The sequence below is a fragment of the Bradyrhizobium sp. AUGA SZCCT0169 genome (assembly GCF_018130085.1).
Taxonomy (GTDB): Bacteria; Pseudomonadota; Alphaproteobacteria; order Rhizobiales; family Xanthobacteraceae; genus Bradyrhizobium.
This window is the reverse complement of record NZ_JAFCMC010000007.1, coordinates 44,897-70,386: the sequence shown is the minus strand read 5'-3', so window position 1 is coordinate 70,386 and position 25,490 is coordinate 44,897. Positions and strand designations below refer to the sequence as shown.

At 62.9% G+C, this 25,490-nt stretch carries 23 protein-coding genes and 1 pseudogene; 15 read left to right on the top strand and 9 right to left on the bottom strand.

The window, feature by feature from the left end; translation table 11 throughout:
• The first annotated feature begins 108 nt into the window (after positions 1–108).
• The 4 genes from JQ609_RS11110 to JQ609_RS11095 all read left to right on the top strand — a co-directional run bounded on the left by JQ609_RS11110 (position 109) and on the right by JQ609_RS11095 (position 4,512).
• A complete protein-coding gene (locus JQ609_RS11110) occupies positions 109–1,362 on the top strand; it encodes an ammonium transporter (RefSeq protein ID WP_249119232.1) in 1,254 nt (417 codons plus the stop codon).
• Positions 1,363–1,668: 306 nt separating this feature from the next.
• Positions 1,669–2,007 carry a P-II family nitrogen regulator gene (locus JQ609_RS11105; protein ID WP_008142813.1) on the top strand — a complete coding sequence of 113 codons (339 nt, stop codon included), beginning with the start codon at positions 1,669–1,671 and terminating at the stop codon, positions 2,005–2,007.
• A 36-nt stretch (positions 2,008–2,043) separates the two neighbouring features.
• On the top strand, positions 2,044–3,504 hold the full coding sequence (locus JQ609_RS11100) for an ammonium transporter (RefSeq protein ID WP_212210259.1): 1,461 nt from the start codon (positions 2,044–2,046) through the stop codon (positions 3,502–3,504).
• A 189-nt stretch (positions 3,505–3,693) separates the two neighbouring features.
• A complete protein-coding gene (locus JQ609_RS11095) occupies positions 3,694–4,512 on the top strand; it encodes a DUF3658 domain-containing protein (protein WP_212273439.1) in 819 nt (272 codons plus the stop codon).
• Between the two features lie 67 nt (positions 4,513–4,579).
• Here JQ609_RS11095 and JQ609_RS11090 read toward each other — a convergent pair whose 3' ends face one another.
• Entirely contained in the window at positions 4,580–5,065 is a 486-nt protein-coding gene (locus JQ609_RS11090) for a DUF4240 domain-containing protein (RefSeq protein ID WP_212273438.1), read from the bottom strand.
• 155 nt (positions 5,066–5,220) lie between these two features.
• Here JQ609_RS11090 and JQ609_RS11085 point away from each other — a divergent pair, with 155 nt between their 5' ends.
• Entirely contained in the window at positions 5,221–5,628 is a 408-nt protein-coding gene (locus JQ609_RS11085) for a GFA family protein (RefSeq protein WP_192740635.1), read from the top strand.
• An 801-nt stretch (positions 5,629–6,429) separates the two neighbouring features.
• Here JQ609_RS11085 and JQ609_RS11080 read toward each other — a convergent pair.
• The 3 genes from JQ609_RS11080 to JQ609_RS11070 all read right to left on the bottom strand — a co-directional run bounded on the left by JQ609_RS11080 (position 6,430) and on the right by JQ609_RS11070 (position 8,488).
• Positions 6,430–6,870, bottom strand: a complete 441-nt coding sequence (locus tag JQ609_RS11080; protein ID WP_212273437.1) for a hypothetical protein — start codon at positions 6,868–6,870, stop codon at positions 6,430–6,432.
• A 115-nt stretch (positions 6,871–6,985) separates the two neighbouring features.
• A complete protein-coding gene (locus JQ609_RS11075; protein ID WP_212208589.1) occupies positions 6,986–7,354 on the bottom strand; it encodes a YqjD family protein in 369 nt (122 codons plus the stop codon).
• A gap of 81 nt (positions 7,355–7,435) precedes the next feature.
• Positions 7,436–8,488: an AI-2E family transporter gene (locus JQ609_RS11070; protein WP_212273551.1), complete on the bottom strand. Its 1,053-nt coding sequence runs from the start codon at positions 8,486–8,488 to the stop codon at positions 7,436–7,438.
• A gap of 468 nt (positions 8,489–8,956) precedes the next feature.
• Here JQ609_RS11070 and JQ609_RS11065 point away from each other — a divergent pair, with 468 nt between their 5' ends.
• Together JQ609_RS11065 and JQ609_RS11060 are read left to right on the top strand one after the other, a co-directional pair.
• Positions 8,957–9,718 (top strand): L,D-transpeptidase, encoded by a 762-nt coding sequence (locus tag JQ609_RS11065; protein ID WP_212273436.1) that lies wholly within the window; start codon positions 8,957–8,959, stop codon positions 9,716–9,718.
• Between the two features lie 25 nt (positions 9,719–9,743).
• On the top strand, positions 9,744–10,376 hold the full coding sequence (locus JQ609_RS11060; RefSeq protein WP_212273435.1) for a DUF2865 domain-containing protein: 633 nt from the start codon (positions 9,744–9,746) through the stop codon (positions 10,374–10,376).
• A 37-nt stretch (positions 10,377–10,413) separates the two neighbouring features.
• Here the strand turns inward: JQ609_RS11060 and JQ609_RS11055 are convergent, their stop codons facing one another.
• Complete coding sequence (locus tag JQ609_RS11055) at positions 10,414–12,510, bottom strand: methyl-accepting chemotaxis protein (protein WP_212273434.1); 2,097 nt, start codon at positions 12,508–12,510, stop codon at positions 10,414–10,416.
• 193 nt (positions 12,511–12,703) lie between these two features.
• On the opposite strand from JQ609_RS11055, the gene JQ609_RS11050 reads away from it, so the two are divergent.
• Complete coding sequence (locus JQ609_RS11050; RefSeq protein ID WP_211999735.1) at positions 12,704–12,859, top strand: Thivi_2564 family membrane protein; 156 nt, start codon at positions 12,704–12,706, stop codon at positions 12,857–12,859.
• A gap of 45 nt (positions 12,860–12,904) precedes the next feature.
• On the opposite strand, the gene JQ609_RS11045 is transcribed toward JQ609_RS11050, so the two are convergent.
• A complete protein-coding gene (locus JQ609_RS11045; RefSeq protein WP_212208585.1) occupies positions 12,905–13,105 on the bottom strand; it encodes a CsbD family protein in 201 nt (66 codons plus the stop codon).
• 263 nt (positions 13,106–13,368) lie between these two features.
• Between JQ609_RS11045 and JQ609_RS11040 the strand changes: the two genes are divergently transcribed.
• Positions 13,369–15,057, top strand: coding sequence for a methyl-accepting chemotaxis protein (locus tag JQ609_RS11040; protein WP_212273433.1), 1,689 nt, complete (start codon positions 13,369–13,371; stop codon positions 15,055–15,057).
• Between the two features lie 62 nt (positions 15,058–15,119).
• Here JQ609_RS11040 and JQ609_RS11035 read toward each other — a convergent pair whose 3' ends face one another.
• Positions 15,120–17,288: a malate synthase G gene (locus tag JQ609_RS11035; RefSeq protein WP_212273432.1), complete on the bottom strand. Its 2,169-nt coding sequence runs from the start codon at positions 17,286–17,288 to the stop codon at positions 15,120–15,122.
• 154 nt (positions 17,289–17,442) lie between these two features.
• Here JQ609_RS11035 and JQ609_RS35010 point away from each other — a divergent pair.
• Positions 17,443–17,675: pseudogene (locus tag JQ609_RS35010) on the top strand (transposase); the annotation flags it as partial.
• Between the two features lie 164 nt (positions 17,676–17,839).
• Here JQ609_RS35010 and cysC read toward each other — a convergent pair.
• Positions 17,840–19,756: an adenylyl-sulfate kinase gene (cysC, locus tag JQ609_RS11030; protein WP_212273431.1), complete on the bottom strand. Its 1,917-nt coding sequence runs from the start codon at positions 19,754–19,756 to the stop codon at positions 17,840–17,842.
• Between the two features lie 24 nt (positions 19,757–19,780).
• Positions 19,781–20,575: a sulfate adenylyltransferase subunit CysD gene (cysD, locus tag JQ609_RS11025; protein ID WP_192737217.1), complete on the bottom strand. Its 795-nt coding sequence runs from the start codon at positions 20,573–20,575 to the stop codon at positions 19,781–19,783.
• 254 nt (positions 20,576–20,829) lie between these two features.
• Here cysD and cysG point away from each other — a divergent pair, with 254 nt between their 5' ends.
• Genes cysG through JQ609_RS11000 form a run of 5 tightly spaced genes read left to right on the top strand, consistent with a single transcriptional unit; the run spans position 20,830 to position 25,478 of the window.
• Positions 20,830–22,266: a siroheme synthase CysG gene (gene cysG, locus JQ609_RS11020; RefSeq protein WP_212273430.1), complete on the top strand. Its 1,437-nt coding sequence runs from the start codon at positions 20,830–20,832 to the stop codon at positions 22,264–22,266.
• Entirely contained in the window at positions 22,263–22,580 is a 318-nt protein-coding gene (locus tag JQ609_RS11015) for a DUF2849 domain-containing protein (RefSeq protein WP_192737192.1), read from the top strand. The genes cysG and JQ609_RS11015 overlap by 4 nt, the downstream gene beginning before the upstream one ends.
• 12 nt (positions 22,581–22,592) lie before the next feature.
• Positions 22,593–24,248, top strand: a complete 1,656-nt coding sequence (locus JQ609_RS11010) for a nitrite/sulfite reductase (protein ID WP_212270104.1) — start codon at positions 22,593–22,595, stop codon at positions 24,246–24,248.
• Entirely contained in the window at positions 24,235–24,750 is a 516-nt protein-coding gene (locus JQ609_RS11005) for a DUF934 domain-containing protein (RefSeq protein ID WP_212208579.1), read from the top strand. The genes JQ609_RS11010 and JQ609_RS11005 overlap by 14 nt, the downstream gene beginning before the upstream one ends.
• Positions 24,747–25,478, top strand: a complete 732-nt coding sequence (locus JQ609_RS11000; protein WP_212273429.1) for a phosphoadenylyl-sulfate reductase — start codon at positions 24,747–24,749, stop codon at positions 25,476–25,478. The genes JQ609_RS11005 and JQ609_RS11000 overlap by 4 nt, the downstream gene beginning before the upstream one ends.
• The last annotated feature ends 12 nt before the right edge of the window (positions 25,479–25,490 follow it).

Genomic DNA, 25,490 nt, shown 5'->3' with positions numbered 1-25,490 from the left:
CCTGACGCGCGAACAAAAAACGACAACAGAACGACAACAGGCCGGGGAAATTCCATGGGGGCACTCTCGATTCGTGCAGCGAAGATCGCTGCGCTCAGCATTCTTGCGATGAACGTCTGGCCGGCGACACCGGCCTTTGCGCAGACATCGACCATCAACGCGGCCGACACCGCGTGGATGATCGTCGCCACCGCGCTCGTCCTGATGATGACGATACCGGGCCTGGCGCTGTTCTATTCCGGCATGGTGCGCAAGAAGAACGTGCTGGCGACAATGGCGCAGAGTTTGGCTGCGGTCGCGATCATCTCGATTCTCTGGGTGTGTTTCGGCTATTCGCTGGCGTTCGTCGGCGAAGGTCCCTGGATCGGCACGCTGGACCGCTGGTTCCTCATCGGCGTCACCATGGACAGCGTCCACCCGGCGGCGAAGACGATTCCGGAAATACTGTTCGTGCTGTACCAGATGACGTTTGCGATCATCACGGTGGCACTGGTGGCGGGCGCGGTGGCCGACCGGATGCGGTTCTCGGCCTATCTGCTGTTCTCGATCGGCTGGTTCATGTTCGTCTATGTGCCGCTGGCGCATTGGGTGTGGGGCGGCGGCTTTCTCGCCACCATGGGCGTCCTGGATTTTGCCGGCGGCCTCGTCGTGCATCTGTCCGCCGGCATCGGCGGTCTGGTTGCCGCCAAGGTGATGGGTCAGCGTCACGGCTATGGCAGCGACAATCTTTCCCCGTTCGACCTGTCGCTCGCCGTCATCGGCACCGGATTGCTGTGGGTCGGCTGGTTCGGATTCAACGGCGGCTCGGCGCTGGCGGCGAATTCACGCGCCGTGATGGCCATCACCGCAACGCATCTGGCGGCCTGCGCCGGCGCGCTGACCTGGGGCGCGATCGAATGGGCGACGCGGCGCAAACCCTCCGTGCTCGGCATGATCTCCGGCGCGATCGCCGGCCTCGGCACGATCACGCCGGCCTCCGGTTACGTCGCACCGTGGCATGGAATCATCATCGGCATTGTGGCGGGTCTGGTTTGCTTCTGGGCCTGCACCTGGCTCAAGCACCGTTTCAAGTATGACGATTCGCTCGACGTGTTCGGCGTCCACGGCATTGGCGGCATGACCGGCACCCTGCTCGCCGGCGTGTTTGCAACGTCAGCCATCGGCGGCAGCGCCGGCCTGATCGAGAACAACCCGCAGCAGGTGCTGATCCAGCTCTACGGCATCGGCGTCACCCTGGTGTGGTCGGGCGGCGTCACCTATGTGCTGCTCAAACTGGTGAGCGCGTTCGTGCCGCTGCGGGTGTCACTGCAGCAGGAGCTGGAAGGCCTGGATATTTCGCAGCACGGCGAGGCGCTTCAGTAGAACTACCCATCTAGAATAGCGGCTTCCTGCCCTCGCACTGGGCAGGATTATGTCCGGAGTCTGGCGTGCCCGCTCCTTGACCAGCCATGCCTATTTTTTAAGCGCGACGGAATAGCGCAGTTTGGTTCCCCTCCCCGAAAGGCCGAAAAGGCCCGGATTCATAAACTGTTAGGGAAATCCGCCGTTCTGGCACGGCATTTGATTCTAAGGGTTCTGGCTGTGCCCGCGAAGTGAACTTCTCCGCGTGGTGAACCTCAGTCGAGAACGCCCGGTCCGTCTGAACCGGGCCAAGCGGGGATAGGACCCATGAAAATTGTTATGGCGATCATCAAGCCATTCAAACTCGAAGAAGTCCGGGACGCCCTGACCGCCATTGGCGTTCACGGTCTCACGGTGACGGAAGTCAAAGGCTATGGTCGGCAGAAAGGCCACACGGAAATCTATCGCGGCGCTGAATACGCGGTGAGCTTCCTGCCCAAGATCAAGATCGAGGTCGCGGTGGCCTCGGATCAGGTCGACAAGACCATCGACGCCATCACCTCGGCAGCAAAAACCGGACAAATCGGCGACGGCAAGATCTTCGTCATCAACCTCGACCATGCGGTTCGCATCCGCACCGGTGAGGCGGATGCCGCGGCACTCTGATCTCGCGCTCAACCCAGACACTCAGGAGTACAACAAATGACGTTCAAACGTCCCTATAGCGCGGGACTGACGGCCCTCGCCGTCGGCATGTTCGCCGCAACCTCCGCTTACGCGGAAGCCACAGTCAACAAGGGCGACAACGCCTGGATGCTCACGTCGACGGTGCTGGTGCTGTTGATGACGATCCCCGGCCTTGCGCTGTTCTATGGTGGTCTGGTCCGCTCCAAGAACATGCTCTCGGTCCTGATGCAGGTTTTCTACACCGTCTGCATCGTCACCCTGATCTGGGCGGTCTACGGCTACAGCCTCGCCTTCACCGGCGGATCGGACTTCATCGGCGGCTTCTCCAAGGCGTTCCTGAAGATCGCGCCGGAAGGCAAGACGATTCTCGACGCTCAGGCGGCGACCTTCTCCGCCGACGTCAACATCACCGAGCTGATCTATATCTGCTTCCAGATGACCTTCGCGTGCATCACCCCCGCACTCATCGTCGGCGCCTTCGCCGAACGCATGAAGTTCTCGGCTGTCGCGCTGTTCGTACCGCTCTGGGTAACCCTGATCTATCTGCCGATCGCGCACATGGTTTGGTACTGGGCTGGACCGGACGCGATTACTGCCGCGCTCAAGACCTTCGAAGCCGCGACGGACAAAGCGGCTGCGCAGGCCGCCTTCGATGCGGCGAAGACCGCCTTCGGGGATGACCAGGGCTGGATCTTCAAGAAGGGCGCGATCGACTTCGCGGGCGGCACCGTGGTGCACATCAACGCCGGCATCGCCGGTCTCGTTGGTGCGCTCCTGATCGGCAAGCGCGTCGGTTACGGCAAGGAGCTGATGGCTCCGCACTCGCTGACCATGACCATGATCGGCGCTTCGCTGCTCTGGGTCGGCTGGTTCGGCTTCAACGCCGGATCGAACCTCGAAGCCTCCGGCGGCGCCGCGCTCGCCATGACCAACTCCTTCGTTGCAACGGCTGCGGCGGCGATGGCCTGGATGTTCGCGGAATGGATCGTCAAGGGTCACCCTTCCGTGCTCGGCGCGTTGTCGGGTGCGGTGGCGGGCCTGGTAGCAGTCACGCCCGCGGCCGGCTACGCCGGTCCGATGGGCGCCATCGTGCTCGGTCTCGTGGTCGGAATCGTCTGCCTGTTCTTCTGCACCGTGGTGAAGAATGCGCTTGGCTATGACGACTCGCTCGACGTGTTCGGCGTCCACTGCGTCGGCGGCATCGTCGGCGCGCTCGGCACCGGCATCCTGGTGAACCCGGCGCTCGGCGGTACCGGCGTCATGGACTACACCATCGGCAAGATCGCGGAATACGACTTCGCAGCCCAGATGGTCTCGCAGCTCTGGGGCGTCTGCACCACGCTGGTGTGGTCGGGCATCGGTTCTGCCATCCTGTTCAAGGTCGTCGATGTCATCGTCGGCCTGCGCGTCAACGTCGAGACCGAACGTGAAGGCCTCGATGTCACCGAGCACACCGAACGCGCCTACAACATGTGAGTTCTCCCGGGGTGCGATCCCCAAGGGGTCGCACCCACAACTCCGGTTCGGGCACATACCCGGCAATGCCCTGACCGTTGAGGGGCTCCAGCGCAAGTTGGAGCCCCTTTCTTTTTGTTTCGTCGCGATGCATGCCGGGCTGGACGCGAGATTCTGAAGATGCCATCACGGTCCCTCCGTTGAGGATCGATGATGACGCAAACCATCGTTCATTTCGTTTTCACGCTCTCAGGCGGGAGCAACCTCGTCCGGGCACTGAGGGAAGCGGGCCGGAAAGATCAGGTCGTTACGACGTGGCATGATCTGAACCTTGGTCCGATCGATCCGTCTGATCCCTCAGCGCGCGCGATATGGCTCGAAAAAGAACTCGGTCGGACCGAACCCGAAAGCCGGGTCTCTTCTGGACGAGATTGGGACGATGCTCTTTTTCCTGACCATCGAAAGATCGTGTGGCTGAGCCGACGGTCTGCACATGAGTATTGCGGCTTTCTGAATTGGCTATGGCAGTCGGGTGATACCCCATTCGACATCATTGATTTAAGCGAAGTATTGATCTCTCCCTCCCCGGAGCGCGGCCCACCGCGACTGCCCGTCTTGGCCCCCTGCTTGGCCCACCTGCGCGACGACAACATTCGCCTTAACCAACTTTGGGACCTCGCCGCGCCATTGCCGACCAACAGGCGCGAGCAGTACCTCGACGTGTGGCGGCAACTGATCTCTGAGAATGCGCCGCTCCGCGTGATCGAAAATGGCATGCTAGTATCGGCGGAAGCTTCTTATTTTGATTCCCAGCTGATGGAGTTGGCAACCGATGATTGGCAGCGCGTATCGAGGATCATTGGGACGGCTATGGCTTCCGAACTTGACGACGAAATCGTCAGCATTGATTTTGAGTGGTTGAAACGACGCCTGATGCTGCTCGTGGAGCGCGGTCAGCTCGAAATTCTTGAGAAGCGCAGCCGCGAAGAAATGCACCTCGGCCAAGTGAGGTTGGCGCGGACGCAATAGGCGTTTGTCGCGACCGCGAGAGTGCGGCGGGGGCAACCGCGCACCATTCGTACAAGCGCGCGCGCTTTCATCCAAACTTCGCGGCGAGTTTCGGAAACAGGTCGTAGACCTCGTCTTCCTGCCACTCGGCTCCGGAAGGATGGGCCGGCGCACTCCGCTGCGGTGGACTGCCGGCAACCGCTTCGACACCATCGTTGACGGCGTATTGATAGCCTTCGTAGAACCAGTCCAATTCATCAAAGCCGTCGTCCGCCAGTGAGTCCGGATCCGACAGCGCGAGCTTGAACGCCTGACGTCCCCTGGAAATCAACGCGGCGCGAAAATCGGAGAAGGTATCGTCGCTGCAGCCGCCATTGATGACGTAAGCGGCGCCCCAGAGCGGCCAGTCATAAGCCTGGTCCATCTTTTCATTGAACAACCGCGCAAAATCGAGCGCCTCGTCCTTCGGCAGTGCCGCGATTTGGTGCCGCAGCGCGTCGCATTTCTGGTCCATATCGCCGCCCGAACTATCGTGCGCGCGCTGCACGATTTTCCAGAAACCGTCCTCGTCCATCCCATGCTCCTGCCAGCAGACTCGCCTTCGTCGTCGTGCACAAACTAATCCGGGAATCGCTGAAATCACGATGGAACAGAAACCAGAGCTAAAAAAGCATTGCCAAATCCTGCACGCGGCGCAGAATTGACCGCAACAATAACCGGGAGGACGTCATGAAACTCGAAGGCGGATGCTATTGCGGCAAGGTGCGCTATCAGGCCGAGGGCGACCCGATGATGAAAGCGCAGTGCCATTGCCGCGAATGCCAGTATATCACCGGCGGCTCGACCAACATGTTCCTGGTGATGCCGATCGCCGGCTTCAAATACACCAAGGAGACTCCCAAACAGTTCAAGCGCACCGATCTGGAACGCGCGGTGACGCGGGAGTTCTGCGCCGAATGCGGCACCCATGTCGTGACCAGGCCACCGGGACTGCCGGGTGTCGTGGTGAAAGTCGGCACGCTCGACGATCCCTCCCTGTTCGACGGCCCGCAGATCGCGATCTACACCGTCGACAAGCAGCCCTACCACCACGTCCCCGAGGGCATGCCGAGTTTCGAGCGGCTGCCGCAAAGGTAGGTGTCGTTCGTCATTGCGAGCGAAGCGAAGCAATCCATAGCGCGGCATAGCGGCTCTAGATTGCTTCGTCGCTTTCGCTCCTCGCAATGACGGCACTGCGACAAAACAACCCGACGGGCAAATCAGTTCTGATTTGCGGAAATCGTGTCAAGTAGAGAATTTCTGTAAATCGAAAATATTTCTGTTGTCGGCCGACCCAAATCAGTGCGCATCTATCGCCATCCCGCCCTGGTCAGAAGGGCGTCGGCCGTCGTCACGGACGTTGGGCGGGTTGCAGTGGACGCTGGTTCACGTCTGACGACGGCGTGGATTAAGCGTACGGCAAAACCGTGTGGTCCTGGCACCCGTTGCAGGTGTCAAGCTGTCGGGTAGGCGAGAGCCGAACGGCGGCGACGGAGTCAACCAAGAACTCGTCTCCGGGGAGAGCGCGATATAAGCCGTAAAGCCATTGCGCAGGGAAGGCCGGGTGTTCTCCGCTGCCCTGTATGCTCGTGTGCATTTTGTTTTGTGCTAACCGCACACGGGACCGCGGGTGCAGCGCGCACCCGGTCTTCCCTGCGCCCTCATATTTCGAGGGCAAGGATTTCTGGCAAAGCTCGGGCGCAATGCGTCGCGAGAACGCGAAGGTGTGTTCAGTACAGTGCAGCAACAAGCACGCTGTCGTCCCGGCCTTGAGCCGGGACCCATACGCCGCGGCCCATCGGTTAGGAGCGCTGGCGTTAGAGACCTTCTGCAAACAAGAACTGCCGCGGCGTATGGGTCCCGGCTCAAGGCCGGGACGACAGCAGAGAGAGTACCAACCTACTCCGCCGGGGCCTCGCCTCCGGCCTGGCTCTGGCCGCGGCTGGCCAAAAATCCGAGCGCCAGGCCGCCGACCGCGAGAATCGGAATCAGTTTCTTGATGCCGATCGCGCGCACCAACTGGACGCCGGCCGCGACCAGCATCGGATCGGCCAGCATGGTTTGGGCGGCGGATTTTGTGGTCTCCTTGACGCGCGCCTCGATCTGTTTTTTGCGCACCATGTAGGAGATCGTCGCGATCATCGTCACCACGAAGAAGATGCCGGCGCCGGTCAGACAAGCATAAACGGGGCCATACTTCTCCAGCACGAAGATGAAGGCGGCCGCGCACAGAAACGATGTGGTGACGAGCAAAGCAACGGCGGCTGCTGCCGCCAGCGAGGTCAGCCGGAGCGCAGTGCCGGTCGAATCCTTGAAGTCATCGATCAGTCGCTGAAACATGGGCCCGCCTCGATCTGAAAAGAGCATCAACAAAAGAAACGACCTCGCGCCAGCGCCGCCATCGAGAGACGAAGGCTGGCTTTCCGGCGCGGGTCATCATTGCATCATCGCCGGATTACCGGCGCCACATCGCGCCGAGCAGGAAGCCCACGCCTAGTGCGAGGCCGACGGTTGCCAGCGGCCGCTGCGTGATGACGTCTTCCAGCGATTCCTCGATCGAGGAGGCCGCATCCTGAGCCGCGTCCATCATGGCGCTGCCGCGCTCGGACATGTCGTCCACCGCCTGCTCCGCATTGGCGCGCGCCTGCCTGTAGCCGCGGCGCGCCTGCTTGCCCGCGGTGCCGGCAAAACTGTTGAGCGCATCGGTGATCTGGTCGGTGAGGGCTGCGATATCGTTTTTCACGGCGGTTACATCCTTTTCCAGGCGTTCGTAGGTCGCTTTATCCGTCATGCTCTTTGCGGCTTCGCCATTCGTCATCGACATCAAAAGCTCCGGGGCACTCAATTTGCGTATCGAGGAAACGCCTGCCCGAAGCGGAAGTTCCTGCTGCGAAACCCTTTGAGTCTAGGGCAACTGCGGCGAATTGACCGGCATCAGATGCTCCTTGAGGATCAGCGCGACGATAAGGATCGGCGACGCCAGGAATGCGCCCATCGGTCCCCACAGCCAGGTCCAGAACGCCAGCGCGATGAACACCGCCAGCGCGTTGAGCTCGAGCCTGCGGCCGACGATCGTCGGCGTCAGGAAATGGCCCTCGAGGAAGGTCATCGCCGCAAACAGCAGCGGCGCGAGCAGCCCTGCGCTGATCGTCGGGAAGGCGACAAGGCCGACCACCACCAGCACGACGAACATCGCGACCGGTCCGATGATCGGAATGTAGTTCAAGGTCGCGGCCAGCGCGCCGAGGGCTGCCGGATTGGGCATGCCCGTGACTGCGCAGATGATGCCGGTTGCGATGCCGACGCCGACATTGATCATCGTCACCATGATCAGATAGCTGCCCAGGTGCTCCTCGATCTCGTTGAGGATCCGCAGCGTTCGCAACCGTACCGGCCGGTCGCCGAAATTCATCACCATTGCCCGTCGCAGGTCCTTCCAGCTCGCGATGAACAGGATCAGGGTGGCGACGAACAGCAGGAACTCGGCGAGGGTCGGCGACAGGAATTCAAGCGTCGGCTGCACCCATTCGATTTTCGGTATGTGGAATGTCGCCAGCGTGTCGGAGCTGCCGAGCATGCCTTGCAGCTGCTGCCACAGTGCCAGCGGCCGGTCGAAGACGCGCATTTTTTCCTTCAGCTCCGCCCCCAGTTCCGGAAGCCTGCCGCTCCATTCCATCACCGGCGACGCAATCAGGCCGATCATGAAGGCTGCGCCGGTGACGACGGCAGACACGATCAGGACGGCGCCCAGCGCCCGGGGAATCCGATAGCGCTCGAGGAAGTTCGCCGCCGGCGACAGCATCGTGCCGACGATGAACGCCATCGTGACTGGCAGGAAGAACGGTTTCGCGGCGTAGAGCACGGCGACGATGCAGATGATCAGCAACGATACCAGCGAGAAGGCGACGATTTCGGCGCGGCTGATCAGCGGGGGCAGTTCGACATGGCTGTCGGGCAGCGGTTTGCCTTCCGCCGCATTGGCTTTCTGGCGGTCGCCCTGCGAAGCCTTGTGGTCAGAGGTCCTGTGGTCGGTGGACTTGTTGTCAGAAGCCTTGTTGTCAGAAGCCTTGCCGTCGGATGGCTTTCGTTCAGTTGGCTTGTGCTCGCCTTGCGCCGGCTTGCGTTCCGTCGGGCTGCTTTCATCGGACGGCGCCCTGCGTTCTTCTGGCAAAGGTTTGGGCGGCGAGACACGCACAACGGTTCTCCCCCGCGCGAGGCGGTGATGACATGGCAGCCGCGACGTCGCCCCGCGAACCGAATTCTCAGGTCACACAACAGAAGGTCGAGGCAAAAGTTCCATCGCGGAAGCGTGAGTGCCGGCGGCTTGACAGCAAGCCTGCCAGCTCGAGTCGCAGGGAACTGCGCAGCCCCGGTCGCGTTGCCCATCCAGAGCATCACACGATGCGTATCCAACCGGGGCAGTCCCATGACGAAGTCCTCTCATCGCCGGCGTCCGTCGCGCGTAACCCACGCGCTCGTCTTCATCAGCACCATGCTGCTGGCCCCCTCCGTATTCTCCAGCGCGGCGAGCGCGCAGCTGCTGGGTTATGCCTCCACCCAGCCAAACGCGTTTCCCGCGGATGAGGTGATGGTTGAGCCGGCAACGCCCGACGCGGGCGTCGTGCCGGAGCGGCTGCGCCGTGCCGTGGTCGCTTTCAACACGTCGGAGGCGCCCGGTACCATCGTGATCGATACCGGCAACACCGCGCTGTATTACGTGCTTGGGCAGGGCCGCGCCGTTCGCTATGGCGTCGGCGTCGGCCGCGAAGGCTTTACCTGGTCCGGCGTACAGACCATCAGCCGCAAGGCGGAGTGGCCGGATTGGCATCCGCCGGCCGAGATGATCGCGCGACAGCCCTATCTGCCGCGCTTCATGGCCGGAGGCCCCGGCAATCCGCTCGGCGCCCGGGCGATGTATCTCGGGTCCAGCCAGTACCGCATCCACGGCACCAACGATCCCTCGACGATCGGCAAGTTCGTTTCCTCAGGCTGCATTCGCCTGACGAACGAGGACGTCAGTGATCTCTTCAACCGGGTCGATGTCGGCACCAAGGTCGTGGTGTTGCCGAAGAACGCGCCGCGCATGGAGACGCGCACCACCATCAGCGTGCGGCCGGCCCGTCCGGCGCTGACGACGCCGCCCTCGGGACGGCAGGCAATGAATTTGACGGCGTCGCAGCTCAACTGAGCCGACGACCCAGCGGGAGAAGCGAATGCACGTGAGTAGAATGGCAATCCTGGGCGCGGCGGCTTTGGCAGGCGCTTCTGCGCTGGCGCCTGCGGCGCAGGCCCAGGACTTCTTCTCGGCCCTGTTCGGCGGCATGGGCCGGGCGAGGGGCCCGTATATTTCGTTGCCGTTTGCGAACGACGGCGGACCGATGCCGGTTCAGCGCAGCGAGGCGCGGCGTTATGGCGGCGGCGGTCAGGCGTTTTGCGTGCGTACCTGCGACGGACGCTATTTCCCGGTGACTGGCTCCGACAATGCCAGCCGTGCGGCGTCCTGCGACAGCTTCTGCCCGGCCAGCGAGACCAAGGTGTTCTACGGCAGCAACATCGACAACGCCGCCGAGAACGGAAAGCCCTATTCGGAACTGCCGAACGCGTTCCGCTATCGCAACGAACTCGTGGCCGGGTGCACCTGCAACGGCAAGGATCAGATCGGGCTCGCGCCGGTCAAGATCGAGGCCGATCCGACCTTGCGCAAGGGCGACATCGTCGCCGGAGAAAACGGTTTGCTGGTGGCCGGCCGCAGCGCCGACAAGCGCGGCGCCGAGCTGAACTTCTCACCCGCCTCGGACAAGCTGCGCGCGAAATATGAACGCGTGCCGGTGGTGGCGCGGGAGTGAATGAGATTGGTTAGGGACGCGACATGGGTCCGCGCAACTACGCCGCGCGGATCTTGCCGAGGAACTGAGTGACCTGAGCACCCAACTGCTTGCTCTGCGTTTCCAGCGTCTCGGAGGCGTGCTTGACGTCGTCGGCAGCGGCGGCTGCCGCATCGGCGTCGGTTTTCACGCCCGAGATGTTGTCGGAGACGTTCTTGGTGCCCTGCGCGGCGAATTGCGTGCTGCGCGTGATCTCCTGCGTCGCGGCGCCCTGTTCCTGCACGGCGGCCGCAATCGCGGTCGCGACCTCGTTGACCTCGCCGATGATGCCGCCGATGCCCTTGATGGCTTCGATCGCCTCGTTCGCGACCTTCTGAATGTCGGAGATCTGCTCGGAGATTTCCTCGGTCGCCTTCGCGGTCTGGCTTGCCAGCGATTTGACTTCGGAAGCCACCACCGCAAAGCCGCGGCCGGCTTCACCGGCGCGGGCAGCCTCGATGGTCGCATTCAGCGCCAACAGGTTGGTCTGGGCGGCGATCGAGTTGATCAGCCCGACGACTTCGCCGATCCTTCCTGCGGAAGTGGCAAGACCCTGCACGGTGCCGTCGGTCTCACGCGCCTGGCTCACCGCGCGGCTGGCAATGCCGGCGGCGTGCGCGGCCTGCTGGCTGATGTCGTTGATCGAGGCGCTCAGTTCTTCCGACGCGGCCGCGACGGTCTCGACGCTCATCGAGGCTTCGCTGGAGGCCTTTTCGGCCACCTCAACCCGCGCGTTGGTCTGGCGGGAAACCGCTGATAGCCCATCCGAGGTGGTTCGCATCTGGCCGGACGCGTCGCCCAGCTGGTCGAGCGATTGGCGCACCAGGCTCTCGAATTCGCCGACATAGCTTTCGATCGCCTGCTGCCGCGCGGTGGCGCCGGCATTGCGTTCGCGCTCCTGCGCCTCGATCCGGACCTTGTCTTCGGCCTGCTGCTTGAACGTCTCCAGCGCGCCGGCGAGCGCGCCGATTTCATCCTTGCGCACCGCATAGCCGGTGTCGACGGTCAGGTCGCCGGCGGCGACCTTCAGCATGGCGTCGCGCATATTGTGCAGCGGCTTGATGACGCGGCGGGTGACGAGAATCAGCGCGCCGAACGTCAACGCCAGCGCGCCGACCAGCAGCACCAGTTGCACCACCAGCGCACGCCTCGCCGAGGAATACTGCATCACGGTATGGTCCCGGGCAGCGTCGAGCGCTGCTTCGGCGACGTTGACGGCGGCCGAGAGTCGTCCCACCGTGATCGGGCTCCACTGGTTCGCCGTCAGTTCAGGCTTCTCGCCGGCGATCAGCGCCGTCAGCAGGCGTTCGCGCAAGGCGAGATAATCCGGTTCGAAATAGGCTTTCTTGGTCGCAGCCATCGCGCTCGAAAGCGCCGGCGGCAGTTGCATGCCAGTGGCGGTCAGTTCCAGCGCATTCCAGGCGGCCTCGGCGCCACCGCTGAACTTGGTGTGGGCCATGCGGGTCTCCGCCGTCGCCTTTCCGGTGCCCAGTCCATTGGAAATCAACAGCGAAGCTTCGCCCGCGGTGTTACGCAGCAACCAGGCGATCTGCTTGATCGCGAGCAACTGGTCGATCACCGGATCCTGATGGTTGACATTGGCGGCAAGCGTCCCCGAGAGCTTGTCGAGGGTGGTGAGCAGCGCGCCCGTCGTGTCCATGTACTCCTTGGCGAGCGCCGGACGGCGGGGGGATTCCTTGGGCTGAGCCATGGCTTCCCAGAATTCCTTCTGCTGCACCTGCAGTTGCTTGAACAGGCGGTCGAATTCGGGGACCAGCGTCGCTTGCTGCGCGAACTCGATCTTGCCGAGCTGACCAAGTGCGCTGTTCATCGCCGGCATTTCCGTGTCACGAAGGCCGCGCAGATACTTTTCGATGTCGCTGTCCATCGGCGCGTTGCCATTCAACAACCGGTTGGTCGTGGAGCGGTCGGTACGCAGATTATGCATCGCCTTGAACATATTGGCGGATGCGTCGGTGACCACCGAGATGCGGTTTGCCACCTGCAGGCGGCCCCAGGCATCCCAGGCGTTGAGCGAGAAGCCCACCACGATGCAGAAGGCGGTGGCCAGGATGACGGTCTTCAGCAGCGCGGATACGGTCAGACGGTTCAACATGATGCTCCCCCAAAGCCGCGGTCATTTGGGGCGAAAAGGGTAAATACTTAGACAGCGCCTGCGTAGTAGAACTACGGAGCCATTGAAATGGTTGAAGTTTTCATTTTTACACGCAGGTTCCCCGCCCGGAACCCAATGTGAGGTGACACGTTAACAAAATACCAACAGCGCTATTCCAGCCGAGGGGGCCCGCATGCTTGTCAGCGTACTCGTCACGTTTCTCGTCGTTATTCTCGTTCTCTATCTCATCAACCTGCTGCCGCTTGATGGCCGCGCCAAACAGATCGCGCGAGTCGTGGTGATCATCCTCGGCGTGATCTCGCTGTTGAAATACATCGCCGTGATCTAGCGACAAAAAGCCCCGGCGATGCCGGGGCTTTTCATCTTGCAGTGATTATCTGAGGGTCTTGAACCAATCGTCCACGTCCTTGTGGATCTGGTCCTTGGCGAAGCCATAGCGTTGCTGCAGCTTGCCTTCGAGTTGCTCACGACGGCCTTCGATCACATCGAGATCGTCGTCGGTGAGCTTGCCCCATTTCTCCTTGGCGGCGCCCTTGAACTGTTTCCAGTTTCCTTCAATCCGGTTCCAATCCATCGTCATCTCTCCATGTGAGTTGGGATGAATTCTCAACGGGCGCACGATCCAAACGTTCCTGCGGTGCGGCAAAGCGGCACCAGCCCTGCGACAGATCGCGCGCCACCTCCCGTATTTGAACGGGGCCCGGCTGCAGAAACTGCGGTTGTATGCGACGGCAAACTGAACGTTAACGCGAGTAGGCAATAATCTTCGCGTTTCAAGCGAATTTAAGTTCGGCTCACCAAGAGCGGAACCGGATCGATATTGAGGAAACGTTGGCAATGAAGCTTCGTTTGACGATCACGCGGGCCATAGTCCTGTTCGGCCTTGTCACGGCAATCGGCCTGGGGGCCGTGGTGTTCACCGGCATCTTCGCGCTCGGCGAGGTCAAGGTCGGCGGACCCCTCTACAACAAACTCAAGCTCGGCAACGATCTGATCGCCGACATCCTGCCGCCGCCGGAATATGTGATCGAATCCTATCTCGAAGCCACCCTTGCGCTGAACAATCCGGCTGAACTCGCCAACCGTCGCGAGCGGCTGAAGCAATTGAAAAAGGAATATGACGAGCGCCACGAGTTCTGGGTGAAGTCTGACCTGGAGCCAATGGTGAAGGCGAAGTTCGTTGTGGATTCGCATCGCGAGGTGCAGCGCTTCTGGACCGCCATCGAGCAGGCGTTCCTGCCGGCCTTGGCCAAGGCAGACGCCGCCGCCTCGGCAAAGGCGTATTCGGAAATCTCGGCCGCCTATCTGGCGCACCGCGCCCTGATCGACGAAATCGTCAAGAAGACCACTGACGACAACGCGGCCATCGAAACGGCCGCGACCCAGCGTGTCGGCACGTTCAACGTTATTCTGTGGGGCATCTCGGCCCTGGTGTTCCTGATCATTGGCGGCGGCCTTGTCGGCGTCGGCCTCGGTGTGATCCGGCCGATGACCCGCATGACCGGCGTGATGGCACGGCTCGCCGGCGGTGGATTGGATATTGAAATACCGTCCCTCAAACGGACGGATGAAGTCGGCGCCATGGCCCGCGCGGTCCAGGTGTTCAGGGAAAACGCGCTGCGCGTTCAGGCCATGGAATCCGAGCAGGCCGGTCTCAAGCTCAAGGCGGAGGAAGAACGCAAGCTGGCGATGAGCCAGGTCGCCGACGGCTTCGAGCAGGCGATCGGCAAGATCATCGAGGCCGTCTCAACGGCCTCTTCCGAGATCGAACTCGCCGCCGGCAGCCTGACCAGGACGGCGGAAACCAGTCACAAGCATACGGCAGAGGCGGCATCCGCTTCCGACCGTTCATCGGCCAATGCGCAATCGGCGGCCGCCGCTTCGGAGCAGATGGCTTCCTCGGTGACCGAAATCGGCCGTCAGGTGAAGCAATCGGAAGACATCACCCATGCCGCCGTGCGTCAGGCCGAGCAGACCAATGAGCGGATCGCGGAACTGTCGCAGGCGGCCGGCCGCATCGGCGAAGTCGTCAAGCTGATCGCGGCGGTGGCCGAGCAGACCAATCTGCTGGCGCTCAATGCGACGATCGAAGCGGCGCGCGCCGGCGAGGCGGGGCGGGGCTTTGCGGTGGTTGCTTCCGAGGTCAAGGCGCTTGCCGCCCAAACCGCCAAGGCGACCGAGGAAATCGGCGCCCAGATCACCCAGATGCAGTCGGCAACGGAGCAGTCGGTGTCCGCGATCAAGGCGATCGGCGGCACGATCGGGCAGATCTCCGCGATTTCAACGGCGATCGCCGCCGCGGTCGAACAACAGGGCACCGCGACGCAGGAGATTGCGCGCAACGTCCAGCAAGCCGCCCAGGGCGCCATCGAGGTCGGCGGCTGCCTCGCGGATGTCAGTCGCGGTTCGGCCGACACCCAGGCGGCGGCCGAACAGGTTCATAGTTCCGCCCGTTCGCTCTCGCAGGAAGGCAATTGCCTCAAACTCGAGGTCGGAAAATTCCTGCAGACGATACGCGCGGCCTGAAGAAGGCACGAATGGCGAATGGTGAGTAGCGAATAGAATTTCCATTCGCCACTCGCCACTCCCTATTCGCCGCTTTGGCTTGCCTTCGCTTCGCGGCGGCGGGCGGTGAGGATGTATTCGGTGTAGCCGTTCGGCTGCTCGCGGCCCTTGAACACCAGGTCGCACGCCGCCTTGAAGGCGATGCCGTCGAAGCCGGGGGCCATCGGTCTGTAGAGCGCATCGCCCTTGTTCTGGCCGTCGACGACGACCGCCATGCGCTTCAGCGATTCCATCACCTGATCCTTGGTGATGACGCCCTGATGCAGCCAGTTGGCCAGATGCTGGCTGGAAATGCGCAAGGTCGCGCGGTCTTCCATCAGGCCGACGTCGTGGATGTCGGGCACCTTGGAACAGCCGACGCCCTGGTCGATCCAGCGCACGACATAGCCCAGAATGCCCTGGCAGTTGTTGTCGATCTCCTGCTTCACATCATCAGGCGCCCAGTTCGACTGCGACACCGGGATGGTGAGGATGTCGGAGAGTTTCGCGCGCTGACCGCCCTTGGCGAGCTCCTGCTGGCGCGCCTGCACGTTGATCTGGTGATAATGCAGCGCATGCAGCGTAGCGGCGGTCGGCGACGGCACCCAGGCGGTGGTGGCGCCGGCCTGCGGGTGGCCGATCTTCTGCGTCAGCATGTCGGCCATCTTGTCGGGGGCGGCCCACATGCCCTTGCCGATCTGGGCATGGCCGGGCAGGCCGTCGATCAGGCCCATGTCGACGTTCCAGTCTTCATAGGCCTTGATCCAGGGCTGCGCCTTCATGTCGTTCTTGCGGATCATCGGACCCGCTTCCATCGAGGTGTGGATCTCGTCACCGGTGCGGTCGAGGAAGCCGGTGTTGATGAAGCAGATCCGCTTCGAGGCGTTCTGGATGCAGGCCTTGAGGTTGACCGTGGTGCGGCGCTCCTCGTCCATGATGCCGACCTTCATGGTGTTTTCCGGCAGCGACAGCATCTTCTCGACTTCGCCGAACAGCTCACAGGTCAGCGCGACCTCGTCGGGGCCGTGCATCTTCGGTTTGACGATATAGACCGAGCCGGTGCGGCTGTTCTTCGTCTTCGAAGAGCCCTTGAGATCGTGGATCGCCAGCAGGCCGGCGACCGCGGCATCGAGCAGGCCTTCCGGACTTTCCTCGCCCTTTGAATCCAGCACAGCGTCGGTGAACATGTGATGGCCGACATTGCGCATCAATAGCAGGCTGCGGCCGTGCAGCGTCAGGTCCTTGCCGTCGGGCGTCTTGTAGATGCGGTCAGGGTTGAGCGAGCGCTTGAGCGTCTTGCCGCCCTTTTCGAAATCCGCCGACAGCGTGCCGTCCATCAGGCCGAGCGTGTTGCGATAAACCAGCACCTTGTCCTCGGCATCGACGGCGGCGACGCTGTCTTCCATGTCGAGGATGGTGGACACCGCCGATTCCAGGATCATGTCGGCGACGCCGGCCGGATCGTCCTTGCCGATGGTGTTGTTGCGGTCGATTTTCACTTCGACGTGCATGCCGTTGTTGACCAAGAGGATCGCGGTCGGCGCGGCGGGATCACCCTGATAGCCGGCGAACTGTTCGGCCGACTTCAGCGCGGTGGCGTTGCCGCTCAGCTTGGCCGAGAGCTGGCCGGCGATCACGCTGTAGGAGGTCACATTGGTGTGGCTGCCGGTCGCGAGCGGCACGGCGGCATCGAGGAATGCCTTGGCCTTGGCGATCACCTTGTCGCCGCGCGCTTTGTTGTAGCCGCGGCCAGCCTCGCTCGGATCGTGCGGGATCGCATCGGTGCCGTAGAAAGCATCATACAGGCTGCCCCAGCGGGCATTCGCTGCGTTCAGCGCATACCGGGCGTTGGTCAGGGGAACGACGAGCTGCGGTCCGCAGATCTTGCCGATTTCTTCATCGACATTGGCGGTCTCGACCTTGTGGGTGGCGGGCTCCGGCAAGAGGTAGCCGATCTCCTTGAGGAACGCCGTGTAGGCGTTCATGTCGAACGCCTTGCCCTTGTTGGCGCGGTGCCAGCCGTCGATCTTGGCCTGCAGCGCGTCGCGGACCGCCAGCAGTTCGCGGTTTTTCGGTCCCAGTTTGGCGATGATGGCGGCAAGCCCGGCCCAGAATGCGTCGGGGGAAATCCCTGTCTTGGGGGTCGCCTCCTTGGCGATGAAATCGAACAGTTCGGGGGCGATCTTCAATCCGTGGGCATCGACACGATTCATGATGGGCTTTCTCGGGTGGAAACGGCGAACAGGAGGGCGTTTTCAGTGTGAAAACAGCAAAAAGCGCGCCAAAAGCGGCAGCGTCGGCCGCCCTTTTAGCCCTAAAGCCGGGTCGATGAGAAGGCCCCAAAAAGCCTAGATATTGGCCGATTAGCGTGGCATCTGGCAGCGGCGCTACTGGGGGCATACGATCCGCGACGAGAGGGATTTCTCGCGTCACGTCGATTACATCCATATCAATCCGGTCAGCATGGATTGGTGACGCGAGCGCGGGGCTGGCCGTTTTCGTCGTTCCATCGCATGGTGAAGCTTGGGGTTTATCCGGAGGATTGGGCTGGCGACGTGCATGAGCCCGAAAACGACGGCAGGTTTGGCGAACGGGATTAAACCCACGGAGCAAGATGATGGGTTTCGCGAAGGGCTCAACCCATCCTACGGCCTAGGCGTGCAGCGCGTAGGATGGGTTGAGCCCTTGCGAAACCCATCAATCAATCTGCTCGAGCCGAAAGGATGGGTTTCGCAAGAGCTCAACCCATCCTACAGACAGCGCTTTAGATATTGGCCGCGAGATCGACCAGTTCGTCGAACAGAACGCCGGTCTCCGCCAGCATCCGCTCGATCGTATCGGTGGCATCGGCAACCGAACCGCTCGAGGTGTCGATCCGCAGCTCGCTCTGGGTCGGCGGCTGATAGTCATTGCCGATCCCGGTGAAGGATTGCAGCGTGCCTGCGCGTGCCTTGGCGTAATGACCCTTGGGGTCGCGGCTTTCGCAGATTTCGGCCGGTGTTGCGACATAGATTTCGCGGAATGCGGCGTCGGCAATGCGGCGTGCCGCGGCGCGATCATCGGCCGAGGGGGAAACCGCGGCGACGATGGCGATGTGGCCATTGCGCGCCAGGTGGGTTGCGACTTCGGCGAGCCTTCGGATATTTTCGGTGCGATCCTGCGCCGAGAAACCGAGATCGCCATTGAGGCCGGCGCGCAGCGTGTCGCCGTCGAGCAGGATGGGCGAACCGCCATTGCCGAACAGCCGGCGCTCCAGTGCGCGGGCCAGCGTCGATTTGCCCGAACCGGGCAAGCCGGTCAGCCAGATCACCGCGCCGTTGTGGCGATAGCGCGCCGAGCGTTCTTCGGGACGCAGCGCGGATTCCACGGGAACGACGTCGATGGGAACGGCGCGTTGTCCGGCATCGACCGACAGCACGAGGCCGCCGCCGGCAATGCGGCCATTGACTTCGATCACCAGCCGTCCGGTGCGCGGATTGTCCTGATAGGGGTCGGCCGCGACCGGCTGCGCCAGCGAGATATCGATTTCGCCGACGTGATTGCGCGCGATCGACTTGGTCTCCTCGTTGGAGAGTTCGCCGGGATCGACCGCCTTCTCGATCGCGACCACGTGGGCGCGGCTTTCGCGGGTGCCGAGGCGGATCAGGATCTGCTCGCCCTTGGCGAGCGGCTTGTCGTGGAGCCAGAAAATCCGGGCGCGAATCCGTCGCGTATCGCGCGGGGTCGCGCCGGCATGGGCGATCACGTCGCCGCGTTCGATGAACAATTCGCGGTCGAGCGTGATGCCGACCGAGCGGCCGGCGCCGTGGCTGCCGTTGACAGGAGTTACCGGCCAGCTCTCGACGGCCTTGATCTTCGCGATCTTGCCGGCAGGCATGATGACGATCTCGTCGCCGGCGCTGAGACTGCCGGATTCGATGCGGCCGGCGACGATGCGGCGATCGTCGAATTTGTAGATCGCCTGCACTGGCAGCCGCAGCGCCAGCTGCTCCAGCGGCCGTGCCGGTTCGAGCGCATCGAGCGCCTCGACGACGCTCGGCCCCTGGTACCAGGAGATCCGCGGCGTGCGTTCGGCAACGCCGTCGCCGTCGCGCGCGGAAATCGGAATCACCGCAGACGGCGTCACGCCGAGGCCGGTCAGATGCGAAGAAATCTCGTCGCTGATCTCCTTGAAGCGATCGGCGCTGAAATCGACGCGGTCCATCTTGTTGACGACGACGGCGACCTGCTTGATGCCGAGCAGATGCAGCAAATAGCCGTGCCGACGCGTTTGGTCGCGCACGCCTTCCAGCGCGTCGATGATCAGCACTGCGCCGTCGGCCTGCGAGGCGCCGGTGATCATGTTGCGCAGGAATTCGGCGTGACCGGGCGCGTCGATCAGGACCACGTCGCGCGAGCGGGTGCGGAAGCGGATCTGCGTGGTGTCGATGGTGATGCCCTGGTCGCGTTCGGTTTGCAGCGCATCCAGGAGAAACGACCATTCGAACGGCATGCCGCGCCGCGCGCTGACCGCCTTGAGCATTTCCAGCTTGCCCTCGGGCAGGCTGCCGGTTTCATGCAGCAGGCGGCCGACGAGGGTGGATTTGCCATGGTCGACATGGCCGACGATGACGATGCGAATCTGCGGCCGCGTGGTGCCGTTGGGTGTCGCCGATACGCTTGAGGGGAGGATCATGTTCATCGCAGCACTCACACCTAATGTCCGTCAGAGATAACCGGCGACACGCAGCCGCTCGAAGGCATCCTCGGTTTCGTGATCGAGCGCGCGGCCCGCACGTTCCGGCACCTTGGTGCCGTCGAGTTCGGTCAGGATCTCATCGATGCTGGAGGCGGTCGACGCCACCGGATTGGTGATGTCCTGATCGCCCAGCGAGCGATAGCGCTTGCCGTCCTTCGACAGATACAGCGGGATGATCGGAATGTTCTCGCGCTTGGTGTAGGCCCAGATGTCGGCCTCGGTCCAATGCAGGATCGGGTGGATGCGCAAATGCGCCCCTTGCGGCGGCGAGGCGTTGAAATGGTCCCAGAATTCCGGGGGCTGATCGCGCACATCCCAGCCGCCTTCGAGGCCGCGCGGCGAGAACACGCGCTCCTTGGCGCGGGTGGCTTCCTCGTCGCGGCGAATGCCGGCGATCAATCCGTCAAAGCCGTATTTGGTCAGCGCCCATTTGAGGCCTTCGGTCTTGCGGGCAGCGGAACGCGCGGCCGGCGGCAGTGTCGGATCGACGGCGTCGATCGGAGGGCAGGGCTCGATCTTGAGATCGAGCTCCCATTCCTTGCCGAAGCGATCGCGGAACGCATACATCTCGGCAAATTTCTTGCCGGTGTCGACATGCAAGGCCGGGAACGGCACGCGGCCGAAGAAGGCCTTGCGCGCCAGCCAGATCATGACGTTGGAATCCTTGCCCAGCGACCACAGCAGCGCCAGCTTCTTCAACCGCGCGAAGGCTTCGCGCAGAATGTAGATGCTCTGCGCCTCGAGCTCGTCGAGGTGGTCCATCGAGGGCGGCGGCAGCTGCCCATGGGCCAGAATTTTGGGCGCGGATGAGGCCTGGTTGAGGGCCGCGGGCTGCAACCCGTGTCCGCCGGATTCCTTGTTGAGAAGATGCATCTCTTGGCCTTGGACTTGAGAGTGGAAAAATTCTAAAGTTGCACCGCAATAGAGAAGAAATAATTTTCTCTTTGCGGGCCTTGATCGAGAGATAAATAGAAAATAATTTCAGTCAACCCCCAAGTTGGGGAAGCGAGTATCTGATGCGCTATCTGCCTGTGTTTCTGGATCTGCAAAGCGGCAAGGTGCTGCTCGTTGGAGCGGGCGACCTCGCGCGCGCCAAATTGCGCTTGCTCGCCGCTGCCGGCGCGCAGGTCCGCTGGTTCGCGACCGACGGCGATCAGGACCTCTCCGGCCTCGCCGCCGACGACGTGGCGCGGATCGAGCCTGATGCCGGTGATCCGCTCACCGCCGATCTGGCTGGGGTGATCGCGATCCTCTGCGCCGGGGCCGGCGACATCGGCGTGGCGATGTCGGTACGCGCCAAGGCGGTCGGACTACCCGTCAATGTGATGGATGACCTCGTCCATTCGACTTTCATCTTTCCCGCCATCGTCGATCGCGGTGACGTCGTCGTTGCCGTCGGCACCGGCGGCACTTCGCCTGTCGTGGCGCGCCGCGTGCGAGAGTCTATCGAGGCTGTCCTGCCGGCGCGGATCGGCGACCTCGCCAGCTTCATCGGCGGCTTTCGCAAAGCGATGCATGCGCGGATCCCCGAATTTTCGTTGCGCCGCCGTTTCTGGGAACGCGTGATCGACGGCCCGATGGGCGCGCTGGTTCTGGCCGGGCGCAAGGACGAAGCCGCGAAGCAACTGCAGGCGATCGCGAACCCTTCCGCTTTCGCCGGTGCCAATGATCAGGGCAAGGCCGAAGGCCGGGTGACGCTGGTCGGCGCCGGGCCCGGCGATCCGGACCTGCTCACCATCAAGGCGCTGCGCGCGCTGCAGGATGCCGACGTCGTTTTTTATGACGAACTGGTATCGCCGGAAATTCTCGATCGCGTGCGCCGCGATGCCTCGCGCATTCCGGTCGGCCGCCGCGTCGGCAAGCCCGGCATCGGCCAGGATGCGATCAACAAGCTGCTGATCGAGGCAGCGAGATCAGGACAACGCGCGGTGCGGCTGAAGGGCGGCGATCCCTTCATCTTCGGCCGTGGCGGCGAGGAAATCGAAGTGTTGCGCGCGGCCGGTGTCGCCTATTCGGTGGTGCCGGGCATCACCGCTGGGTTGGGCGCCGCGGCGCAGTTCGAAGCGCCGCTGACCTATCGCCACGAGGCGCTGCGTATCACCTTCCTCACCGCCCACAAGGCGAGGGACGCCGAGACCGTCGACTGGTCGGTCCTGACAGACAAGAAGATGACCATCGTGGTCTACATGGGCATGACCGCCGCACCCGCGATCCGTGCGGGCCTGCTCGCCGCCGGACGCTTGCCGCAAACGCCGGTCGGCGTGTTCGCGCGGGTGACGCGGCCGGACGCCCAGGCGGTGGTCGGCACGCTCGAACATTTGCCGGCGCTGGTCGATCAAATCGACGGCGGTCCCGCCGTTCTCATCATCGGTGACGTGGTCGCGCATTCCGCACCGTGGCGCCAATCAGATCTCGATCAAGTGATCTCCGAATTGAGGGATGCTGCAGAATGACTTCTCCGTTACAACAAAAAATCAAGATCACGGGACCCTCGATGGTCACCGCCAACCGCACCTGGGATGGCGTCGTGATCTATCGCACCGCGCAGCAAGGCTGGTCGGCGAACCTGTCGGATGCCGCGATCGTGCGCACCTCGGATGAGGCGCGAACACTGCTTGGCGAAGCCACCGCCGATGACGTCGGCGCGATCGGCCCTTATATCGCGCCGGTCGAACTCAAGGACGGCGGCGAGATCAAGCCCGGCAATCTCCGCGAACATATCCGGTCGGAAGGCCTCACCATCGATCTGCTTCCGGTTCCGGCGTAAGGCATATCCATCATGTACGCATATGACGAACTCGATCGCACGCTGATCAACGAACGCGTGTCTGAATTCCGCGACCAGGTGAAGCGCCGCCTCTCCGGCGAGCTCACCGAGGACGAATTCAAGATGCTGCGCCTGCAGAACGGCGTCTATCTGCAGCTGCACGCCTACATGTTCCGCGTCGCGATCCCCTACGGCACGCTGTCGTCCAAGCAGCTGCGCGCGCTGGCCCGTGTCGGACGCCGCTACGACCGCGGCTATGGCCATTTCACCACAAGGCAGAACATCCAGTTCAACTGGATCAAGCTCGCCGAATTGCCGGACGCGCTCGCGGACCTTGCCGAGGTCGGCATCCATGCGATGCAGACGTCCGGCAACAACATGCGCAACGTCACCTCTGACCAATGGGCCGGCGTCGCGCCGGGCGAGGTCGAGGATCCCCGCATCTGGTCGGAAATCCTGCGCCAGCACACCACGCTGCATCCGGAATTTTCCTTCCTGCCGCGCAAGTTCAAGATCGCCATCACGGCATCCGAGCACGACCGCGCGGCGATCAAGGTGCACGACATCGGGCTGCGCCTGTACAAGAACGCGGAAGGCGAGACCGGCTTTGAAGTGCTGGTCGGCGGCGGTCTCGGCCGCACGCCGTTCATCGGCAAGACCATCAAGCCGTTCGTGCACGGCCGCGACATCCTGAGCTATGTCGAGGCGATCCTGCGCGTCTACAACCAGTACGGCCGTCGCGACAACATCTACAAGGCGCGCATCAAGATCCTGGTGCACGAGCTCGGCATCGAGAAATTCGCGCGCGAGGTCGACGAGGAATGGAAGCAGATGGGCGACGTCGGATTGACGCTCGACCATTCCGTCATCGAGGAGGTGCGTTCGCGCTTCTCCTATCCGGCCTATGAAAAGCTGCCGCACATGCCGGACGAGCTGAAACAGGCCGCGCATGATCCGCTGTTCGAACGCTGGCGCAGGAACTCCGTGTTCCCGCACAAGGTCCAGGGCTATTCGATCGTGACGATCTCGCTGAAGCCGGTGGGCGCACCGCCCGGCGACGCCACCTCCGACCAGATGGATGCGGTCGCCGATCTCGCCGACCGCTACTCCTTCGGCGAAATCCGTGTCGGCCACGAACAGAATCTGTGCCTGCCGCATGTCGCCAAGCGCGACCTGCCGCAACTATGGAAGGCGCTCGACCGGATCGGGCTCGCCACGCCGAACGTCAATCTGGTCACCGACATCATCGCCTGCCCCGGGCTGGACTATTGCTCGCTGGCCAATGCGCGCTCGATCCCGATCGCGCAGGAGCTAACCCGTCGGTTCGCCAATCACGACACCGCCGAGCTGATCGGCCGGCTGCACATCAACATCTCCGGCTGCATCAACGCCTGCGGACATCACCACGTCGGCCATATCGGCATTCTCGGCGTCGAGAAGAACGGCGAGGAGTTTTACCAGATCACGATCGGCGGCCGCGCCGACGAGGGCGCGCAGATGGGTACGCTGATCGGTCCGGCGATTCCCTATGCGGAAGTCGCCGACGTGATCGAGGATATCGTCGAAGCCTATCTCGCACTGCGTGATCGCCCCGAGGAATTGTTCGTGGATGCGGTAAAGCGCCTGGGTGTCGAGCCATTCAAGGAGCGGGTCTATGCCACTCGTTAAGCAGGGTAGAATCACCACCGATCTGTTCGTCCATGTGGCCGACGGCGCCGAGTTGCCCGGCGACGGCGCGATCCTCCTTCCGGCGGCGCGGTTCCTCGAGGATGCGGAAGCGCTGCTGAAGCGCGCGGGCAAGGTCGGCGTGATCTGGCCGAACAACCGCGACCTCGACGATCTCGTACCGTATCTCGGCCGGCTGGCCGCGGTGGCGCTGGTGTTTCCCTCGTTCCGCGACGGCCGCGCCTACAGCCAGGCGCGCCTGCTGCGCGAACGTCACGGCTTCGACGGCGAACTGCGCGCCACCGGCCAGGTGTTGCGCGATCAGTTCGTGTTCATGCTGCGCGCCGGTTTCGACACGTTCGAAGTGAAGAAGAACAGCGACGCCGAGGCGTTTGCTTCTACCGCAAAAAGCTATTCGGTGTTCTACCAGCCGACCGGCGACGGCCGCCTCACCGCGCTGCATCGGCGGATGCAGCTGCGTCATTCGGAGAGTGCCGGCCAGTGAACGCGCTCGTACCCCAGGCCGTGATAGAGAAAGCTTTGGACCTGTCGGCGGCGCAGGCGCTCGATCGCGCGCTGCGCAGCGCCTCATCAGCGGAAGTCATTGAAGCGGCGTTGAAGACCGTCGGCCGCGATAAATTGGCGGTGGTCTCGTCGTTCGGTACCGAGTCGGCCGCACTGCTCAAGGTGATGGCGGACGTTGATCCGGCGATTCCCGTGATCTTCCTCGACACCGGCTGGCTGTTCGAGGAGACGCTGGCCTATCGCGACACGCTGATCGCAACGCTGGGCCTGCGTGACGTCCGCTCGATCAAGCCGCTCGACGAAACCCTGTCGCGCGAGGATCCGGATCGTGAATTGTGGTTCTCCGATCCCGACGCGTGCTGCCGTATCCGCAAAGTCGAGCCGCTGGCGCGGGCATTGGCGCCGTTCTCGGCCTGGATCAACGGCCGCAAGCGTTTCCAGGGCGGCCTGCGCGCCGAGATGGCGGTCGTCGAGGACGACGGCGCCAGGCTGAAATTCAACCCGTTCGCCAATGTCGCGCGCGAAGACATCGAGGCGATCTACCAGCTTGCGAAATTGCCGCCGCATCCGCTGGTGGCGTCGGGCTACCTGTCGGTCGGATGCATGCCGTGCAGCAGCCGGACCTCGCCTGATGAAGACGCGCGTGCCGGTCGCTGGCGCGGAAGAGCCAAGACAGAATGCGGCATCCACACGATCAAGACTTCATAGGACAATGACGCT

Coding starts and splice junctions, on each gene's coding strand:
- JQ609_RS11040 (WP_212273433.1), top strand. CDS start 13,369: ATGAAGCTTCGTTTGACGATCACGCGGGCCATAGTCCTGTTCGGCCTT.
- JQ609_RS11060 (WP_212273435.1), top strand. CDS start 9,744: ATGCACGTGAGTAGAATGGCAATCCTGGGCGCGGCGGCTTTGGCAGGC.
- JQ609_RS11075 (WP_212208589.1), bottom strand. CDS start 7,354: ATGTCGATGACGAATGGCGAAGCCGCAAAGAGCATGACGGATAAAGCG.
- JQ609_RS11095 (WP_212273439.1), top strand. CDS start 3,694: ATGATGACGCAAACCATCGTTCATTTCGTTTTCACGCTCTCAGGCGGG.
- JQ609_RS11015 (WP_192737192.1), top strand. CDS start 22,263: ATGACTTCTCCGTTACAACAAAAAATCAAGATCACGGGACCCTCGATG.
- JQ609_RS11100 (WP_212210259.1), top strand. CDS start 2,044: ATGACGTTCAAACGTCCCTATAGCGCGGGACTGACGGCCCTCGCCGTC.
- JQ609_RS11005 (WP_212208579.1), top strand. CDS start 24,235: ATGCCACTCGTTAAGCAGGGTAGAATCACCACCGATCTGTTCGTCCAT.
- JQ609_RS11105 (WP_008142813.1), top strand. CDS start 1,669: ATGAAAATTGTTATGGCGATCATCAAGCCATTCAAACTCGAAGAAGTC.
- JQ609_RS11110 (WP_249119232.1), top strand. CDS start 109: ATGAACGTCTGGCCGGCGACACCGGCCTTTGCGCAGACATCGACCATC.
- cysG (WP_212273430.1), top strand. CDS start 20,830: ATGCGCTATCTGCCTGTGTTTCTGGATCTGCAAAGCGGCAAGGTGCTG.
- JQ609_RS11065 (WP_212273436.1), top strand. CDS start 8,957: ATGACGAAGTCCTCTCATCGCCGGCGTCCGTCGCGCGTAACCCACGCG.
- JQ609_RS11085 (WP_192740635.1), top strand. CDS start 5,221: ATGAAACTCGAAGGCGGATGCTATTGCGGCAAGGTGCGCTATCAGGCC.
- JQ609_RS11055 (WP_212273434.1), bottom strand. CDS start 12,510: ATGTTGAACCGTCTGACCGTATCCGCGCTGCTGAAGACCGTCATCCTG.
- JQ609_RS11035 (WP_212273432.1), bottom strand. CDS start 17,288: ATGAATCGTGTCGATGCCCACGGATTGAAGATCGCCCCCGAACTGTTC.
- JQ609_RS11080 (WP_212273437.1), bottom strand. CDS start 6,870: ATGTTTCAGCGACTGATCGATGACTTCAAGGATTCGACCGGCACTGCG.
- JQ609_RS11090 (WP_212273438.1), bottom strand. CDS start 5,065: ATGGACGAGGACGGTTTCTGGAAAATCGTGCAGCGCGCGCACGATAGT.
- JQ609_RS11045 (WP_212208585.1), bottom strand. CDS start 13,105: ATGGATTGGAACCGGATTGAAGGAAACTGGAAACAGTTCAAGGGCGCC.
- cysD (WP_192737217.1), bottom strand. CDS start 20,575: ATGGACCACCTCGACGAGCTCGAGGCGCAGAGCATCTACATTCTGCGC.
- JQ609_RS11010 (WP_212270104.1), top strand. CDS start 22,593: ATGTACGCATATGACGAACTCGATCGCACGCTGATCAACGAACGCGTG.
- JQ609_RS11050 (WP_211999735.1), top strand. CDS start 12,704: ATGCTTGTCAGCGTACTCGTCACGTTTCTCGTCGTTATTCTCGTTCTC.
- cysC (WP_212273431.1), bottom strand. CDS start 19,756: ATGAACATGATCCTCCCCTCAAGCGTATCGGCGACACCCAACGGCACC.